17 protein-coding genes and 1 tRNA gene are annotated in these 16684 nt (G+C 65.1%); 10 read left to right on the top strand and 8 right to left on the bottom strand.

What is annotated here, in order from left to right; all coding sequences use genetic code 11:
• Positions 1-44: 44 nt before the first annotated feature.
• Positions 45-119, top strand: a tRNA-Leu gene (locus WAO18_RS06265).
• Between the two features lie 405 nt (positions 120-524).
• Positions 525-1307: a hypothetical protein gene (locus WAO18_RS06270; RefSeq protein ID WP_422204785.1), complete on the top strand. Its 783-nt coding sequence runs from the start codon at positions 525-527 to the stop codon at positions 1305-1307.
• A gap of 21 nt (positions 1308-1328) precedes the next feature.
• Here the strand turns inward: WAO18_RS06270 and WAO18_RS06275 are convergent, their stop codons facing one another.
• Positions 1329-2132: a hypothetical protein gene (locus tag WAO18_RS06275; protein WP_422204786.1), complete on the bottom strand. Its 804-nt coding sequence runs from the start codon at positions 2130-2132 to the stop codon at positions 1329-1331.
• Entirely contained in the window at positions 2122-3363 is a 1242-nt protein-coding gene (locus WAO18_RS06280; protein ID WP_422204788.1) for a methyltransferase, read from the bottom strand. The genes WAO18_RS06275 and WAO18_RS06280 overlap by 11 nt, the downstream gene beginning before the upstream one ends.
• A gap of 503 nt (positions 3364-3866) precedes the next feature.
• Here WAO18_RS06280 and WAO18_RS06285 point away from each other — a divergent pair.
• The 6 genes from WAO18_RS06285 to WAO18_RS06310 all read left to right on the top strand — a co-directional run bounded on the left by WAO18_RS06285 (position 3867) and on the right by WAO18_RS06310 (position 9961).
• Entirely contained in the window at positions 3867-4922 is a 1056-nt protein-coding gene (locus tag WAO18_RS06285; protein WP_422204789.1) for a YncE family protein, read from the top strand.
• A 121-nt stretch (positions 4923-5043) separates the two neighbouring features.
• Positions 5044-6675 carry a long-chain fatty acid--CoA ligase gene (locus WAO18_RS06290; protein WP_422204791.1) on the top strand — a complete coding sequence of 544 codons (1632 nt, stop codon included), beginning with the start codon at positions 5044-5046 and terminating at the stop codon, positions 6673-6675.
• Positions 6676-6687: 12 nt separating this feature from the next.
• Positions 6688-7746, top strand: coding sequence for a dihydrodipicolinate reductase (locus tag WAO18_RS06295; protein WP_422204793.1), 1059 nt, complete (start codon positions 6688-6690; stop codon positions 7744-7746).
• Between the two features lie 9 nt (positions 7747-7755).
• Positions 7756-8238, top strand: a complete 483-nt coding sequence (locus WAO18_RS06300) for an SRPBCC family protein (protein ID WP_422204795.1) — start codon at positions 7756-7758, stop codon at positions 8236-8238.
• Positions 8238-9104 carry a class II glutamine amidotransferase gene (locus WAO18_RS06305; protein ID WP_422204796.1) on the top strand — a complete coding sequence of 289 codons (867 nt, stop codon included), beginning with the start codon at positions 8238-8240 and terminating at the stop codon, positions 9102-9104. Before WAO18_RS06300 ends, WAO18_RS06305 begins: the two co-directional genes overlap by 1 nt.
• A complete protein-coding gene (locus WAO18_RS06310; protein WP_422204798.1) occupies positions 9101-9961 on the top strand; it encodes a patatin-like phospholipase family protein in 861 nt (286 codons plus the stop codon). Before WAO18_RS06305 ends, WAO18_RS06310 begins: the two co-directional genes overlap by 4 nt.
• Here the strand turns inward: WAO18_RS06310 and WAO18_RS06315 are convergent.
• Positions 9954-10937 carry a patatin-like phospholipase family protein gene (locus WAO18_RS06315; protein ID WP_422204800.1) on the bottom strand — a complete coding sequence of 328 codons (984 nt, stop codon included), beginning with the start codon at positions 10935-10937 and terminating at the stop codon, positions 9954-9956. The genes WAO18_RS06310 and WAO18_RS06315 overlap by 8 nt on opposite strands.
• 73 nt (positions 10938-11010) lie before the next feature.
• Positions 11011-11382: a lipoprotein LpqV gene (gene lpqV, locus WAO18_RS06320; RefSeq protein ID WP_422204829.1), complete on the bottom strand. Its 372-nt coding sequence runs from the start codon at positions 11380-11382 to the stop codon at positions 11011-11013.
• Positions 11383-11618: 236 nt separating this feature from the next.
• Between lpqV and WAO18_RS06325 the strand changes: the two genes are divergently transcribed.
• Together WAO18_RS06325 and WAO18_RS06330 are read left to right on the top strand one after the other, a co-directional pair.
• The gene (locus tag WAO18_RS06325; protein WP_422204802.1) at positions 11619-12206 is read left to right on the top strand and encodes a cysteine dioxygenase; all 588 of its coding nucleotides are present in this window, start codon (positions 11619-11621) and stop codon (positions 12204-12206) included.
• Positions 12203-12589 carry a rhodanese-like domain-containing protein gene (locus tag WAO18_RS06330; RefSeq protein WP_422204804.1) on the top strand — a complete coding sequence of 129 codons (387 nt, stop codon included), beginning with the start codon at positions 12203-12205 and terminating at the stop codon, positions 12587-12589. Before WAO18_RS06325 ends, WAO18_RS06330 begins: the two co-directional genes overlap by 4 nt.
• On the opposite strand, the gene WAO18_RS06335 is transcribed toward WAO18_RS06330, so the two are convergent.
• The 4 genes from WAO18_RS06335 to WAO18_RS06350 form a co-directional block, all read right to left on the bottom strand.
• Complete coding sequence (locus WAO18_RS06335) at positions 12586-12843, bottom strand: hypothetical protein (protein ID WP_422204805.1); 258 nt, start codon at positions 12841-12843, stop codon at positions 12586-12588. The genes WAO18_RS06330 and WAO18_RS06335 overlap by 4 nt on opposite strands.
• A gap of 113 nt (positions 12844-12956) precedes the next feature.
• Positions 12957-14630 (bottom strand): alpha/beta hydrolase, encoded by a 1674-nt coding sequence (locus WAO18_RS06340; RefSeq protein ID WP_422204807.1) that lies wholly within the window; start codon positions 14628-14630, stop codon positions 12957-12959.
• A 9-nt stretch (positions 14631-14639) separates the two neighbouring features.
• Complete coding sequence (locus WAO18_RS06345; protein WP_422204808.1) at positions 14640-15419, bottom strand: enoyl-CoA hydratase; 780 nt, start codon at positions 15417-15419, stop codon at positions 14640-14642.
• A 10-nt stretch (positions 15420-15429) separates the two neighbouring features.
• On the bottom strand, positions 15430-16467 hold the full coding sequence (locus tag WAO18_RS06350) for an enoyl-CoA hydratase/isomerase family protein (protein WP_422204809.1): 1038 nt from the start codon (positions 16465-16467) through the stop codon (positions 15430-15432).
• Positions 16468-16684 lie beyond the last annotated feature (217 nt).

Here is a 16684-nt window from a genome sequence, read left to right on the forward strand (position 1 = left end):
CCCCATCAGGGCTCGGTGGTCAACGCGCTAAGTTCGTCGCTGGCGGCCCCCATAGCCCAATCGGCAGAGGCAGCGGACTTAAAATCCGTCAAGTGTCGGTTCGAATCCGACTGGGGCCACCGCACAGCGCCTAGCAGCCGTCTCAGGGTGTTTTCAGGTTGCTCTCAGGTCCTAGGTGTCGAGGTGTGGACAACGGTGTTCACAAATCCAGGGTGAACCCATCGGAGTGGGGTGTGCCTTCGCCTTGACGGATTTTTTTCGGCAGGTCGAACGCTCTGGGGCACTCCCGTGATCGGCGGTGAGTAGCGCGGGCCCGGAGGCGCGCGTAGCCATCTCCGCCAGCGACGGGACGTCGAGTTACCAACAGATCGCCATGTCCTCGACAGAGGGGCAACTAAAACGCAACGCGCGCAGCGGCGTCCCGCGCTGAAGCCTGGAGCACGTTGACAATGCCGGCTTGCGTACCCGCAGCTTTCCAGCCGTTGGACGGGCCGCAGCGCACACCCGCGGCTTATAGTCGACCAGTGGTTGATCCGCTTTCCGGGCCGGACCCCGCCGCTGGGCGACCGCAGGATCAAGGCACCAGTACGCCCACCGTATTCATAGCCACCCCCATGTACGGCGGCATGGCCATGGGGACATACACCTGGTCATTGGCGCAAACACCCGCTGTTTTCATACGTAATGGCCTTGGCCTGGTTTACCAGTACAGGATCAATGACGCTATTGTCGCGAATGCGAGGAATCACTTAGCCCATCAATTCCTCGAAACCGGGGCCACACATCTGATGTGGATCGACGCGGACATCGGATTCAATGCCGTAGACATCGTCAGCATGATATTGGCTGATGAAGACATCATTTGTGGCATGTATCCCATGAAAGCAATCGACTGGGGACGGGTCGCCCAGGCCGTCAACGACGGCGTCCCCGCAGAGGAATTGAAAAGCCACGTCGGGTCATTTGTGATCAGACCGATGGATGGTCATGCTGGTGGCGCATCCGCCAACTCTGATGGCCTGGTGGAGGTTGCCGCTGGGGGCGCGGGATTCATGCTGGTCAAGCGCGGGGTGTTCGAGGGGCTATCTGAAAATGTGCCCAGCTATGTGGTCGACGGAGTAACGCTCAAGGAGTTTTACACGACCGGCATCGATGCCGATACGAGCGAATTGGTAGGGGAGGACTATTACTTCTGCCGGCTTGCACGCAGCTATGGCTTCAAGGTCTACGCGGCCCCGTGGGTTCATTTGACGCATACGGGACCGTACGTATACGAGAGCCAGCTTGAGCCGAACTGGCTGACCTAGATGCGACGAGTCGGTCCGGCCTCAGTGGCCGCCGCCGCTATTGCCGAATATGTATGTGCCCATGTGGTTGAGACGTACCCAGGGGGCCGCATAAATTTTGAACCCGCGGTCGCGCGCCATTCTGCAGAAGTGGTAGTCCTCTGACAGCAGGCTATTCCCCGAGTCGGGGTCGATGCTCACGGCATAGAACGCCTTGAGAGCTATGCCTGGGGTCGAGCCGTCGACGTAGGACGGCGCGTCGTCGGCCAAGGCTTCGAACACGCCTCGCTTTATCAGCATGAAGCCGGTGCCCGCGTTGGCAACTTCGACCAGGCCGTCTGCGCTCACTCGATCGGGGGAGTCGTCGATCAGGTTCAACACCAGGGAGCGCTCGTACTCGTTCAGGCGCTCCGGCGGCACGCCGTCCCTGGCCGCCCGCGCAACCTCGCGCCAGTGGATCTCCTTCTTGGGATAGATACCGCACACGACGTCTTTGTCGGCCCGGACCATGCGAACGATGTCGACGGGGTCGAAACCGATGTCCGCGTCGATCCACATCAGATGCGTTGCCGGCGAGCTGAGGAACTGAGAGGTGAGGTAGTTCCTGGCGCGCGTCACGAGGCTGTCGTTCATCGCGCAGCTGTAGTACAGGCCGATGCCGTTTTTGAAGAAGCTGGCCGGCGTGTGGGCAAGCGACATGGTGTACGTGCCTGCGGCCATACCCCCGTACATCGGCGTAGCTATGAAAACGCTCGGGCCGGCTGCAACAGGCCCCATGTCGAGGTTCTGCCCGCCGGCTGGGCCGGATGACTGGTCAGTCATGGACGAATTGCCGTCAGCTGTCACGTGAGCCCTCCTGCGAGGCAGCGGTCAACTTCATCGCAACGAAGTCCAGACGCCACAGCGACTGAAATAGCTTGCAGCCGTAGCGTTCCAGGTCCGCCGCACTGACCCCGTTCGGCGGTTCTCGTTGCGCCAGTTCCGCGGCGATCGCACGAATCGTGCGTCGGCCGTCGACATTTGTCAGAAACGCCAACTGGGCCGGGTCCAGGCGCACGCGCCCGGCCGGCCAGAAAGCTTCGTCTCCGTCGACACCGCACCGCATGCGCATCAGCGGCACGTAGTCCAAGGCGCCGGCCGTCGAGAAGTCAATCGTGTAGCCGCTTTTCGGCCGCTCGGGTCGGCATGCCATGAAAAAATGGCAACCGTTCAAAGTCTGCAAGCGTTCCATTACCGACCAGATCTGCTTCTCCGGCAACGCATTAACGGCCGGATAGAACCCGCTGGCAGGCGCGAACAGATCGCGCGGGTAATACGGCGTCTTGTGATACCAGCCTTGAAAAACCAGTCCGGCCGAGGCCACGAAATCCAGGCACTCGTCCACGGTGTAGCTGCGCGCACGATTGTGCAGAAACGTATCCACCAGCGCGGCATCGTCCTGCAGATCGTAGGCAATTTTCAGATAGCTCTGGATAGGATGATCCGCCGTCAGGCTCGAGAGGGTGTCCTTGACCAGCTGAACCGACGAATCATCTTGGCGCAGGCCTAATTCCCGAAAGACCGACTCCAGTAACTCGACTCCGATTCGCCCGTACTTGGCGTAGAGCATCAGGGCCATGACGCCGTCGGGCCGCAGGCAGCCCGCCAGTGCCTTGAGGCCGGCCGGCGGGTCGGCCATATGGTGCAACACGCCAGTCGACACCACCAGATCGAATTGGCGTCCCAGCGTGGGCAACTCCTCGATCGGGAGCAGATGCAGCTGCAGATTGTCCAGGCCGTGTTTGTCTTTCAGGTGCTGCTGGTGATCGAGCGACGGCTGGCTGATGTCGACGCCGACCACGTTGGCGCCGCGATTGCCGAACGCGAAGACCGCGGCCTGGTTGGTGCCGCAGCCCGCGATCAGGATGTCGAGATCCGGCCGATAGTCCCGGTCCGGCCAGAAAATCCGATGTGCGTGCGCCGGATCGAACCAGTCCCAGTTCCCGACGCTCCATGCCGCCAGGTCCTGGACCGGCGGTGGGTACCTCCACCGCTCGTATTGTCGGCTGACAACATCAGCGTCTGCGTCGTCGTTCACGTCAGCGGTGGCTCCGTCCCCTGGGAGCGGCCCGGATCCGCGCCGGTCCACGCGGGCGATTATCGGCCACCCCCAGCCGGCGGGCAATCCGGACGCCCCCAACACGCCCATTCGACTTTTTGTGATGTACGACTCTTTTGTAGAAAATAATAAGAAAACCTTATTGCTGAATATTCGCGACCCAGCTCATTATTGGTAGCGATGGCGGTAAATCGCCTGTTGATAGCGGCTGCTGAGTTTGCTGATTGAGGCTGTTGATGGGGTCTTGTGGATATTGGTTAAGTGCGTACTGAGTTACCCAAGTGACGGGGGCAACAATCGGTGAAAGGGTCCTATTTCGGACCAATTACAGCCGCTAGACTCGGCCGGAAGCGGCGCTTTGTGCGCCATCACCAGGGATCTGGGTTCGCGGTCCGCGGAAGCACGAGACCGCGCAAAGCGTTTACGCACTCAGATATCCGACGTCCGCCCACCACGGACCACAAGTAAAGGCTGGTACCACAGTGAGCGATGTAGTTCCCGGGCAGGATGCGGCCCACGATTTCACGATCGCCGAGGAGATCGACGCCCGGCACGGCGCCGTGAGCGCCATGGCCGTCAGCCCCGACGGTGCCGTGCTGATGGTCACCCACTTCGGCGACGACAGCTTCTCGCTGATCGACACCGCCAACGGCGCGACCGCACTCACCGTTGTCGACGTCGACGAGGCGTTCGCCGTGGCGATATCCGGCAGCCGTGCCTACGTCAGCAGCGTGTCAGCTGAGCACGACTCAATTCTGGCCTTCGACATCGACTCCGACGAAATCGTCGCGGAGTACCCGCTGGCGTTCAATGTCGCCGACCTGGCGGTCAGCCCGACCGGGCGGCACCTGTACGCCGGACGAACCGACGTCGACGGCGCGGACGTCGCGATTCTGGACACCAAGACGGCCAGCCAAGACTCCGTTCGCATTGCGACCACTGCCGGTGTCGCCGCCGGGTGCGTGCGGGTGAGCCCGGAGGGCCGCCGGCTGTACGTCGCCGCCAACGCTGCATCCACCGCCAAGCTCGTAGTGATCGATGCGGTGCACAAGCGGGTGGTGAGCGCCATCGAAATCGGCTCGCCCATCCGGGATATCGCGCTGAGCCCCGACGGTGCCACCGTGTACGTGGGTAGCAGCGGTCCCGACTTCGGCACGGTGCTCGACATCGTCGACACCCAGTCGTCCACCATCGCCGCCACCTACAAGATCGGCGATGTCGCGGGCACTCTCACTCAGCTGACGGTCAGCCGTGACGGTGAGCGGGCATACCTGGTCGGCGACCAGAGCGTGACCGTGCTGTCCACCACGACCCAGGACGTTGTCGGCCGCATCTCGGTCGATGGTCAGCCGTCATGCGCGATCGAAAGCCCAGACGGAAAGCGGCTGTACGTCGCCGGCTACACCGGAACGGTCACCGTCCTGGAGATTGCCCTGGCGACCGCGCCGGCCGCCGTGCCGACATCGGATGACGAGCTCACCGCCCCGCATCCGTGGGCGGTGCCCGACCTGCTGCTACTCGAGCCGACGTTGGTCTAGCCGCCGCCGCGGTCCAGATCGCCGCCAAGGCGGTTGACCGCGCATGCGATGATCGCCACCAGGGCGGGCCGATGGCGGGCCTGCCCGGTAGCCAGGCGGCGGAACCAGAGGCGGTCCATCGATGTACAGCACCATTCACAGCTTTCCCCTGACGATCACCGCCATCCTGCGGCACGCCACCCGCGTCCACGGAGCGCGCAAGGTCATCACGGCAACCGGTGATGGTTATCGCGAGCACACCTACGCCGAGCTCGGTCAACACACCGCACAGCTGGCGAATGCGTTGCGGCGCATCGGTGTCACCGGCGACCAGCGGGTCGCCACCTTCATGTGGAACAACTCCGAACACCTGGCGGCGTATCTTGCGGTGCCGGCGATGGGTGCGGTGCTGCACACCCTGAACATCCGGCTGTTCCCCGAACAGATCGTCTATGTCGCCAACGAGGCCGAAGACCACGTGGTGCTGGTCGATGTGTCGCTGGCCAACTTGCTGGCACCGATACTCGCCGACCTTGAGACTGTGCACACTGTGATCGCGGTGGGCGACGGCGATATCGTCGCCCTCGAGGAATCGGGCAAGACCGTACTGCGCTACTCCGATGTCGTTGAGGGTGAGTCAACCGAGTTCGACTGGCCCGACATCGACGAAAACTCCGCGGCCGCAATGTGTTACACCAGCGGCACCACTGGCAACCCCAAGGGTGTCGTGTACAGCCACCGCTCGAGCTATCTGCATACGATGGCGATCTGCACCAGTAACGGGATCGGCATCGGTTCCGGCGACTCGGTGTTGCCGATCGTGCCGATGTTCCATGCCAACGCCTGGGGCCTGCCGTACGGAGCTCTGATGGCCGGTGCCGACCTGGTGCTGCCCGATCGGCATCTGGACGCCAAATCGCTGGTCGACATGATCGAGAAGCTTCGTCCCACCGTCGCCGGCGCGGTGCCGACGATCTGGAATGACGTCATGCACTACCTGGAAAAGAATCCCGGCCACGACGTGTCCTCGCTGCGGATGGTTCCCTGCGGCGGCTCGGCCGTGCCGGTTTCCCTTATGCGCACTTTCGAGGAAAGGCACGGCGTCCAGATCCGCCAACTCTGGGGCATGACGGAAACGTCGCCAACGGCCACCATGGCGTGGCCGCCGCCGGGCACTTCGGAAGACCAGCACTGGGCGTTTCGGGCGACCCAGGGTCAGCCACTGTGCGGGGTGGAAGCCCGGATTGTCGACGACGAGGGGCAAGTGCTGCCCAACGACAACGAAGCCGTCGGCGAGGTCGAAGTCCGCGGCCCATGGATCACCAGTTCCTATTACAAGGGTCACGACGAGTCCAAGTTCGACTCCGGCTGGCTGCGCACCGGCGACGTCGGCCGCGTCGACGAACACGGCTTCATCACCCTGACCGACCGCGCCAAAGACGTGATCAAGTCTGGTGGAGAATGGATTTCGTCGGTCGACCTGGAAAACGCCCTGGTCGCCCATCCGGATGTGATCGAAGCCGCCGTGGTCGCCGTCCCCGACGAGCGCTGGCAGGAACGACCGCTGGCGGTCGTCGTCGCCAGGGAGGGATCCGACGTAAAGGCCGAGGATCTGCGAAAGTTTCTGGCCGACAAGGTTGTTCGCTGGTGGCTGCCGGAACGGTGGACGTTCATCGACGAAATTCCCCGCACCAGCGTCGGCAAGTACGACAAGAAGACCATCCGGTCCCGGTATGCCGACGATGTCTACGACGTCAGCGAAGCACGAGACTGAAAGGAACGCGCTATGAGCCTGCGCGTCGTTCAATGGGCAACGGGGTCGGTCGGTGTCGCTGCGATCAAAGGCATACTCGAGCATCCCGAGCTGGAACTCGCCGGGTGCTGGGTGCATTCGGAAGCCAAGAACGGCAAGGACGTCGGCGAGATCGTCGGCTGGTCCCCGCTCGGGGTCACCGCGACCAACAGCGTCGACGACATTCTCGCGCTGGACGCCGACGCGGTGATCTATGCGCCGCTGCTGCCCAACGTCGACGAAGTCACGGCGCTGCTGCGCTCTGGCAAGAACGTCGTGACCCCGGTCGGCTGGTTCTACCCCGGCGAGAAGGAAGGCGCACCGCTGGAGATTGCCGCCCAAGCCGGCAACGCCACGCTGCATGGCGCCGGCATCGGTCCGGGTGCCGCGACCGAGCTGTTTCCATTACTCCTCTCAGTGATGTCCACCGGCGTGACTTTTGTTCGCTCCGAAGAGTTTTCCGACCTGCGCACCTACGGGGCGCCCGATGTGTTGCGCTACGTGATGGGTTTCGGTGACGCCCCGGACAAGGCGCTGACCGGACCGATGCAGAAGATCCTCGACGGCGGATTCTTTCAGTCGGTCCGGCTGTGCGTGGACCGGCTGGGCTTTGCCGCCGACCCGCAGATCCGTTCATCGCAGGAGGTGGCTGTGGCGACGGGCCCGATCGACTCGCCGATCGGGGTGATCGAGCCGGGACAGGTGGCCGGGCGTCGCTTTCACTGGGAGGCCTTTGTCGGCGATGCCGCGGTGGTCCGGATCACGGTGAACTGGTTGATGGGTGAGGAAAACCTCGATCCACCTTGGTCTTTCGGCCCCGCTGGCGAGCGCTATGAAATCGAGCTGCACGGAAACCCGGACGCCTTCATCACGGTCAAGGGTTGGCAGCCGGAAAGTGTGGAAGCCGGTCTGAAAAGCAACCCCGGTGTCGTGGCGACAGCGGCGCACTGCGTGAACGCCGTTCCGGCGACCTGCGCGGCACCTGCGGGCATCCAGACTTTCTTCGACCTGCCGCTGATCACCGGCCGAGCCGCACCCGGGTTGTCGCGGTAACCTGCCCGCATGGCAAGGACAATGGCAGTCCATCAATCGTGCGTCATTGACGTCGTCGTCGACGAGGTCTTCGCCCGTACTCTCCCGATGCCGCTGACTACCATTTTCAGCCGCCGCTACGGGCCGATTCCGCCGATCGCCGAGGTGCGTGAGCAGCACGGTGAATGGGGCACAGTCGGGCAGACTCGCGTGGTCGCGCTCGAAGGCGGCGGGGTCATGCACGAGACGCTGACGAGCGTGAATCCGCCGGACTCATTTGGCTACACGCTCACCGGCATCACCGGCCCATTGGCACTGCTGGTCGAGCACGTCGAGGGCAAATGGACCTTCGGTGCGTGCGGCTGGACGAATCAAGAGACAGCGGTCGGCTGGAGTTGGACGATTCACGCCGCATCGATATTCGCGGTGCCGCTGCTGCCGGTGTTGGGCCGACTCTGGAAGGGCTATGCGCGCCAGTCGCTGGCGACGCTGTCGGCCGAGCTGACTCGCTGATGTGCCGACTCTTCGGGCTACACGCGGGCACCAACATTGTCACCGCGACGTTTTGGCTACTGGACGCTCCCGACAACCTTGCCGAGCAGAGCCGGCGAAACCCTGACGGCAGCGGTCTGGGCGTCTTCGACGCCCAGGGCCACCCGCAGGTGCACAAGCAGCCGATCGCCGCGTGGCACGACGCGGAGTTCGCCACCGAAGCCCACGACCTGACCGGCACCACGTTCGTCGCGCACGTGCGCTATGCGACCACCGGGTCACACGACGTGGTCAACACTCATCCGTTCCTGCAGGAAGGCCGGATCTTCGCGCACAACGGCGTACTGGAAGGCCTCGACGTACTCGACGCGCGACTGCGCGAATTGGGAACTGCCGATTTGGTTTTGGGTCAGACCGATTCCGAGCGGGTGTTCGCCTTGATCACCGCGTCGATCCGGGCGCGTGGCGGTGACGTCAACGCGGGTCTGGTCGAGGCGATGAATTGGCTGGCCGCCGAGGTGCCGATCTACGCGGTCAACATCTTGCTCTGCACAGCCACCGACCTGTGGGCGCTGCGCTACCCGGAGTCGCACGAGCTCTACATATCGGATCGCCGCGAACCGCCCGAAAATCACCGATTCCATCTGCGCACCAACCGAATTCGCGCGGAGTCCCAAAACCTGCGTCAGCAGCCGTCGGTCGTGTTCGCCACCGAGCCGATGGACGACGCCGTGCAATGGCGGCTCATCGAACCGGGTGAATTGGTGCACGTCGATTCCGGCTTGCAGATCCACCGCGAACTGGTGCTGCCGGATCCGCCCCGTCATCTGCTGCGTGCTGAGGATCTGAGCCCGGCCGCCCAAGCCTCGCTGCACCCGTCGGCATGACGGCAAACCGCGCATTGGTGCTGGGCGGCGGTGGTGTAGCGGGAATCGCTTGGGAGACCGGCATTCTGGTTGGCATTGCCGACGAGTCTCCCGCGGCCGCACAGGCATTGCTGGAATCCGACGTGCTGCTCGGCACCTCGGCGGGATCGGCCGTCGTCGCACAGATCAGCAGCGGCTTGGGCCTGGCCGACCTGTTCGCCCGGCAAGTCGGCGAGACGTCCGCGGAAATAGATCCCGGCGTCGGAATCGACGGCATCACAGAGCTTTTCCTGGCCGCCATGACCGATCCGGACGCCACCCTGGCGCAGAAACGTCAGCGGATCGGTGCGGTTGCGCTGGCCGCCGACACCGTGGCCGAGCCGATGCGGCGCAACGTCATCGCCCAGCGACTGCCCACCCACCACTGGCCCGACCGGGTGCTGCGCCTCACCGCCATCGACGCCGCCACCGGTGAATTGGTGGTGTTCAACCGCGATTCGGGCGTCGACCTGATTGACGCGGTCGCCGCGAGCTGCGCGGTACCCGCAGCCTGGCCGCCGGTGACGATCGGGGACCGGCGCTACATGGATGGCGGCATCGGCAGCACGATCAATCTCGACGTCGCCGCCGACTGCGCCGCGGCGGTGGTGTTGGTGCCTGCCGGTGACTCGGCGCCGTCAGCCTTCGGTGCCGGGCCGGCCGACGAAATCAACGGGTTTCACGGCGCAGCGCTCGGGGTGTTCGCCGATGACGAGTCGCTGGCGGCGTTCGGGCCGAACCCACTCGCCCCCAACTGCCGGTCCGCCGGCGCGCGGGCCGGGCGCACTCAGGGCCGGCGCGAGGCGGCAGCTGTCGCGGCGTTCCTCGGCGTCAGGTGAGGGTGTCCAACGCGCGGGCAGCCAGTTCGCGGCCGGTCTCGATCACCTCCGCTGCCCGATGGAATTCCAGACTGCGGCAGGCCGAGCGCGGCACCTCGATCAGCAAGTCGGGCGGATAAGCGGCCAGCGTGTGGCGGGCCAGGGCGGCCTGGGCGATGTCGATGGTGCGGTTCATCACCTCGAAACCCCCGAGCTTGGGCGGTTCGGATTCCGCAACGATCGCCGTGTCCTCGGTGTCCTCGTAGCTCTGCGCCCCGAATCGGTTGAGCACCGCGCGTGCGGTCGGAAAGTCGAGCAGCGCCGAGGTACTGCTCAACATGCGGTTCAGCCACTCGGTCGTGGGGCGGGGTTCGGGCTCGGCCTCGTCGCCGCCGGCCTCGCTGCCGGACAGGCTGACGGCGATGGTCAGATCGGCGTTGACGGCCGCGATCGGCGCCATCGGCAGCGGGTCGAGGATGCCGCCGTCGGCCAACAGCCGCCCATCGACGACGTGCGGCGCGATGACTCCCGGGATGGCGATCGAAGCCCGAATCGCCTCGTCGAGCGGACCGCGCTGCAACCACACCGACTTGCCGGCCAACAGATCGGTGGACACCGCGGTGTAGGGGATCGGCAGTTGCTCGATAGTGACGGCGCCGACTATGTCGCGCACCGCGTCCAGGATTTTCTCAGCCCGCAGCACCCCGGCCGCTGTGATCGATGGATCGAGCAGACGCAGGATCGAGCGCTGCGTCAATGAGCTTGCCCATTCGGCGAATTCGTCGAGCCGCTCGGCAGCTTGTAACCCGCCGACCAGCGCCCCCATCGACGAACCGGCAATCCCGACGATCTGATAGCCGCGGTCGCGCAACTCGTGGATCACCCCGATGTGGGCGTACCCACGGGCACCGCCGCTGCCCAGCGCCAGCGCCACCCTGGGGCGTGGCGCGTCGAGCTGCCCGGGTTGCGGCTCGGGCAGTAGATCGGAGTCGGTCATGGGTTCATTTTCGCGTGTGCCGCGTGGGTTTTATCAATCGTGATCCGAATTGCGGCGCGGGCACCCAGCTGCCTCAGCCGCACTCGTCGTTGGCGGCCGCCTTGGCCGCGACAATGACCCCCGCCTGCCGTGCGAGCGGCAGTGCGGCCCAAGCGGTGTTCCAGGTGCCGGCGCCGACCGCGCCGGGCGTCTGGACAGCCGCCAAATAGCGCTCGACCTGCGTATGTCGGTCGCCCGGGTGGCCTACCATCCACGTTTTCGCTGCGTGGCAGGCCTGGAAGTACTGCTCTTCGGTCGAATAGGCGGGCACGCTGATGTTGGTGGTTACGCCCGCCGGCGAGATCGACACGCCGCTGGGCGCTGCCGCCACTCCGACCTGCACGGTGCTCGGTGCTGTCACGGATGCGGGCGACGTCTTCTCGGCGCCGGACGAACAGCCCGTCATCGCCGACGCGACGCCCAGCGCCGCAACCGTGCCCCACACCAGGGGGCGAGATGGCCGCCACCGCACCCGGTAAATCTATGCAACACTGGCGGCCGTGATACAGCGAACCAGGTTTTGGGAGTGTTGTCGGCCCTAGCCTCGGCGCCGATGCAGGCCGGAACGGCCTGAGGAGAAGCCGGGAAATAGGGCAACTTTCGCCGTCCCTCAATACGCCCGTTCGCTCTGGAGCTTCCCCAATGGTTTCTGCACCCCTTGTTGCTGACCCTGTCCTGTCCGTCCCTTCGCGGCTCCGGTCGGTCCCCGGTCCCACCCGGCTGCGGCTGGCCGACCTGCTACACACCACCGACCGAGCCGCTGACGATGTGCTCAGCGGCCGTTACGACCATGTGGTCCCGTCGGGCGGTGTGCCCACCAACGACCGTTGGTTTGCCCGGTTGCATGGTGACGACGAAGTCGACGTCTGGCTGATCAGCTGGGTGCCCGGGCATCGCACCGAGTTGCACGACCACGGCGGGTCGCTGGGTGCGCTGACATTGCTGTCCGGGGCGCTTGATGAATTCCGTTGGGACGGTGACCGTTTGCGCTGCCGGCGGCTAGAGGCAGGAGATCAGGCCTCGTTCCCGCTGGGGTGGGTGCATGACGTGGTGTGGGCCCCAACCTCGCCGCGGGCATCGGCGCTGTCGGTCAGCGGCCCGCAGGTGCCCTCGCTCAGCGTGCACGCGTATTCGCCTCCGCTGACGGTGATGTCGTACTACCAGGTCACCAGTGAGCACCGGCTGCGGCGCCAGCGGACCGAGTTGACCGACCAACCGGAGAACCTATGAGCCGCATCGATCAGGTCCTGCAGACGGCACGCGGCCGGCTGCGCCGTCTGACCGCCGAGCAGGTGCCCGCGGCGCTGAGCCGCGGCGCGCTGCTCGTCGACATCCGGCCGCAGGCCCAGCGGACATGTGAAGGCGAGGTGCCGGAAAATCTTAAACCGCTCGTCATCGAGCGAAACGTGTTGGAGTGGCGGTGCGATCCCACCAGCGACGCCCGGCTGCCGCAAGCGGTCAGCGACGACGTGGAGTGGATCGTGCTGTGCTCAGAGGGTTACACCTCGAGCCTTGCCGCGGTAGCACTTCAGGACCTCGGGCTGTACCGGGCAACCGACGTAGTCGGCGGCTACCACGCGCTGGCTGCCGCCGGGCTGCTCAGTTCGCCTTAGCCTCCGCCGCCGCCCCCGCCGGTGTCGCCGACGCTCCACCAATCATTTGCGTCGTTGGGGTTGTAGTACTCCCCAGTCGAATGATGTGCCGGCGGGGCCGGCGGGTCGGGGGGCGGATCCGCCGGCGGCGGCGCCGGAAGCACGATCGGCGCTCCGCCGGAACTCGCTGCCGCACAAGCGGGCATGCCCACCGCGACGATGGGCATGGCGGTCAACACCCCCGCCGCCGCGATCTTGGCAATTGTCCAGGTCATCGATCACTCCCTCCACGGGGTCTCGAATAGGATGGATACTGCCACTTGACTGTTCGATGGAGTGCTAGTAGGCCCAAACCCTAGGCACACTCACAGCCTCCGTTTACCTGGTGTTAGCCGTCGCTGGAACGCAGCAGCGGGCGCAGCTTCGCGGTTTTCTCCGGCGTCCACCCCGGCGGCTGCAGCACCGCCGCCCAACCATTGGCGACATCGGCTACGTAGACGTGGCCGTGGCCCTGCGGGACGTCGGTGGCCACCGCCATGTCGGCCGATACCTGCAAAAACGTCACCACGGGTATCCAGGCGGTCTCGGGAAGCACGTCTTCGCCACGCTTTTCGCGCAACCAGGCCGGCTGGCGGAACAGCAGGCCTGGATCCCACCAGGCGATCGGATCCGACGCGTGCTGCAGATACACCACCCGCGGTGTATTCCATTGTGATTCAGGGTGATTCAGATCTTTCGGACGCGCAACGAATCGCACGTAAAGACCGTGGTCGTAGAGCGGCAGCCATTCCGGAGACCCGCGATCACGGGTCGCGGTCAGATCGGTCCAGATCGTGTTCTTGAACGTCGGCCCGGAGAACAGCGCTCCGTCCGTGCGGGCCAGCACGTTGTTGAGGCTCATGAACGGCGCCTCACCGCCGAACGAGCCCAGGCTCTCGCCGAACACGACGAGCTTGGGGCGCTGCGCTTCCGGCAGCCGGCGCACAAGCCGGTCGACGGCTTCGAACAGCGCCTGGCCCGCATGGCGCGCATTCTCCTTGTCGACCAGGAACGACAGCCAGCTGGGCAGAAACGAGTACTGCATGCTCACGACTGCGGTGTTGCCGTTGTACATGTACTCCAGCGCGTCGGCTTCGGCCTCGTTGATCCAGCCGGTACCGGTGGTGGTTCCGACCGCGACCACGGCGCGGCGTAATCCGCCCTCGCGCTCCAACTCTCGCGCGGCCAGCTCCGCGGCCGCGGTGATGCCGTCGGCGGACTCCAACCCGGCATAGGCGCGAATCGGCTCGGTCGCCGGGGCGCCGTTGAACGCGGTGAGCTGGGCGAGCGTGGGCCCGCCTTGGACGAAGATGCGGCCCTGGTGTCCCAGCGATTCCCAGGACACCAGCGACTGCGGCCCGCCGGACCTCAGCGTGGTCTTCGGTGCGGCGGTCTCGGGATTTATTTCGTTGTTGACCGTCTCGAAGGTGTTGTTCATGGTCCGCATCGCGAACTTCACCACCACGCCGTTGAGCAGCGCGATCGTCAGCGCCACCAGCAACGTCACCACGATGACGGCCGAAACCCGCGGCGGTGCAAAGCGATCCAGTCGCAGATCCAGGAAGTGCACCAGTCGGCGAAGGAGCTGGCCGATTTCGACGACACCGAACAGCACGATCAACGACACAGCGGTGGTCAACGGATAGTCGTGCCAGGTCAGGTGCTTGACACCCATCAAGTCGCGCACCCGGTCCTGCCAGACGTGAAACCAGATCACCATCAAGACCATGACGACCGCGCCGACCGCGATCAGCACCAGCCACGCGCGCCGGGGCGCCGGTGGACTGGTATCACGTGAAAGCATGAAACGAACCAGCCACACCGCGAAAACTCCGATGCCGTAGCCGATCCCGCCGGCCAGCCCGCTGACCAAACCCTGAAACAGTGGGCCCCGCGGCAACAGCGACGGCGTCATCGAGAACCAGATGAACACCAGGCCGATCGCGGTGCCGGTGAACGTGTAGTGCCGGACCCACCACGCTTCGCGGCGCTCCGGCTCGACGGCTGGCGCGGATTCGGCCACCACAGCTCCTTAGCGGTGGGTGAAGTTTGGCGGCCGCTTGTCGATGAACGCCGCCATGCCTTCGGACTGATCGTCGGTCGCGAAAGCCGAATGGAACAGCCGGCGTTCGTAGAGCAGCCCCTCGGTCAACGTGGACTCGAAGGCGCGATTGACCGCTTCCTTGGCCATCCGCGACGCCGAGCGCGACATCTGCGAAATCGTGGTGGCGACAGCCTTGGCCTCGGTCAGCAGGTCGTCGGCGGGCACCACGCGTGACACCAGGCCGCTACGCTCGGCCTCCTCGGCGTCCATGTTGCGTCCGGTCAGAATCAGATCCATCGCCTTGGCCTTGCCGATGGCCCGGGTCAGCCGCTGCGAACCGCCCATCCCCGGCAGCACGCCCAGCTTGATCTCCGGCTGACCGAATTTCGCGGTGTCGGCCGCGATCAGCACGTCACACATCATCGCGAGTTCGCAACCACCGCCGAGCGCGTATCCGGCCACCGCCGCGATCGTCGGCGTGCGCACGGCGGCGAGCTTTGCCCACGGCGCGAAGAAGTCGGCATCGAAGACATCGGAGAACGTCAGACTGGACATCTCCTTGATGTCGGCGCCCGCAGCGAACGCCTTGGCCGAACCGGTGATGATGATCGCGCCGATGCCGGGGTCGTTGTCGAATTCGGCTGCCGCGGTGGTGACTTCGTCCATCACCTGGCTGTTGAGCGCGTTGAGTGCTTTCGGCCGGTTCAGGGTGATGGTGCCGACCCGCTCGTCGCGCTCGACCAGAATGGTTTCGTACGCGTTCGTCATCACTGCCTTCCTAGAACTTCAGTTCGTCGTCGACGGGTGCGAAATATGCCTCGACGTCGGCCACGCCGACCTCGGGCAGCGATGCCGGCGACCACTTCGGGTTGCGGTCCTTGTCGACCAGCTGGGCGCGAATGCCCTCCACCAGGTCGTGCGAACGTAACGACGCCGACGACACCCGATAGTCTTGCGCCAGAACGTCTTCCAGGGTGTCCAGCTTGGCGGCGCGGCGCACCGCCTCCAGCGTCACGGACAGCGCAATGGGGGAGCGGGTCGCGATCAGGCCCGCGGCGTCGTTGGCCGGTCCGGCGTCATGGCCCCGCAGCGCGGCGACGATGTCGACGACGGTATCGCCGGAATAGCACTCGTCGATCCAGTCACGTTGTGCGGCAAGGCTACTGGGCGGCGGTTCGACGGCGTGCGCGGCGATCGCCCGATCGACGCCGTCGCTGGCGATGGCCTGGCGCAACGCATCGAGTTTGTCGTGCGGCACGAAGTGGTCGGCGAATCCCAGGGCGATCGCATCGGCGCCGGAGAACGGCGCCCCGGTGAGCGCGGCGTGCAGACCCAGCGATCCCGGTGCACGCGACAGCAGATAAGCCCCACCGACGTCGGGGATGAAACCGATGCCGACCTCAGGCATCGCCACTTTCGACGTCTCGGTCACCACCCGGGTGTTGGCATGGGCGCCGACACCGACGCCGCCACCCATCACGATGCCGTCCATCAGGGCCACGTACTTCTTCGGGAAGCGGCCGATCTGACCGTTCATCAAGTATTCGTCGTGCCAGAACCGCCGCGCCTCGGCCCCGTCGGCGCGGGCACTGTGGTAGATCGCCACCACGTCACCGCCGGCGCACAACCCCCGCTCCCCGGCCCCGGAGAGCACCACCGCGCTGATCGCGTCGTCCTGCTCCCACGCCGTCAACACCGCACGCAGGCGAGAGACCATGTTCTGGTTCAGCGAGTTGATCGCCTTGGGCCGATTCAGCGTCACAAAGCCGACACCGCTATCGACGCGGCTCGCAATGTCGTCGGACTCGTCCGTCACGCGCGTGGTCTCCCTCGGTGGATGGCCTGGTGAATCCCTCGTCGAATGCTGGTCGGGGCCTGACAGGCAATCTAGATCGTTACCCGCGTCGGGGCGCCCGCGGGTAAGGTTTGTCTGGAATAGGACTGGCCGCACATTCGGGTAAATGTTCCGCTGGGAACACAGCTGGACTACCGTTCGTTGATTACTTGTTCGCACAGCTCGAACTCACAGCTCA

Origin of the sequence: Mycobacterium sp., assembly GCF_049278535.1 — a bacterium.
In the GTDB taxonomy this organism is placed as follows: Bacteria; Actinomycetota; Actinomycetes; order Mycobacteriales; family Mycobacteriaceae; genus Mycobacterium.

What these genes read in the sequence shown, in the direction of transcription:
- WAO18_RS06290 (WP_422204791.1), top strand. Translation starts at nt 5,044, where the DNA reads ATGTACAGCACCATTCACAGCTTTCCCCTGACGATCACCGCCATCCTG.
- WAO18_RS06295 (WP_422204793.1), top strand. Translation starts at nt 6,688, where the DNA reads ATGAGCCTGCGCGTCGTTCAATGGGCAACGGGGTCGGTCGGTGTCGCT.
- WAO18_RS06300 (WP_422204795.1), top strand. Translation starts at nt 7,756, where the DNA reads ATGGCAAGGACAATGGCAGTCCATCAATCGTGCGTCATTGACGTCGTC.
- WAO18_RS06305 (WP_422204796.1), top strand. Translation starts at nt 8,238, where the DNA reads ATGTGCCGACTCTTCGGGCTACACGCGGGCACCAACATTGTCACCGCG.
- WAO18_RS06310 (WP_422204798.1), top strand. Translation starts at nt 9,101, where the DNA reads ATGACGGCAAACCGCGCATTGGTGCTGGGCGGCGGTGGTGTAGCGGGA.
- WAO18_RS06315 (WP_422204800.1), bottom strand. Translation starts at nt 10,937, where the DNA reads ATGACCGACTCCGATCTACTGCCCGAGCCGCAACCCGGGCAGCTCGAC.
- lpqV (WP_422204829.1), bottom strand. Translation starts at nt 11,382, where the DNA reads ATGACGGGCTGTTCGTCCGGCGCCGAGAAGACGTCGCCCGCATCCGTG.
- WAO18_RS06325 (WP_422204802.1), top strand. Translation starts at nt 11,619, where the DNA reads ATGGTTTCTGCACCCCTTGTTGCTGACCCTGTCCTGTCCGTCCCTTCG.
- WAO18_RS06330 (WP_422204804.1), top strand. Translation starts at nt 12,203, where the DNA reads ATGAGCCGCATCGATCAGGTCCTGCAGACGGCACGCGGCCGGCTGCGC.
- WAO18_RS06335 (WP_422204805.1), bottom strand. Translation starts at nt 12,843, where the DNA reads ATGACCTGGACAATTGCCAAGATCGCGGCGGCGGGGGTGTTGACCGCC.
- WAO18_RS06345 (WP_422204808.1), bottom strand. Translation starts at nt 15,419, where the DNA reads ATGACGAACGCGTACGAAACCATTCTGGTCGAGCGCGACGAGCGGGTC.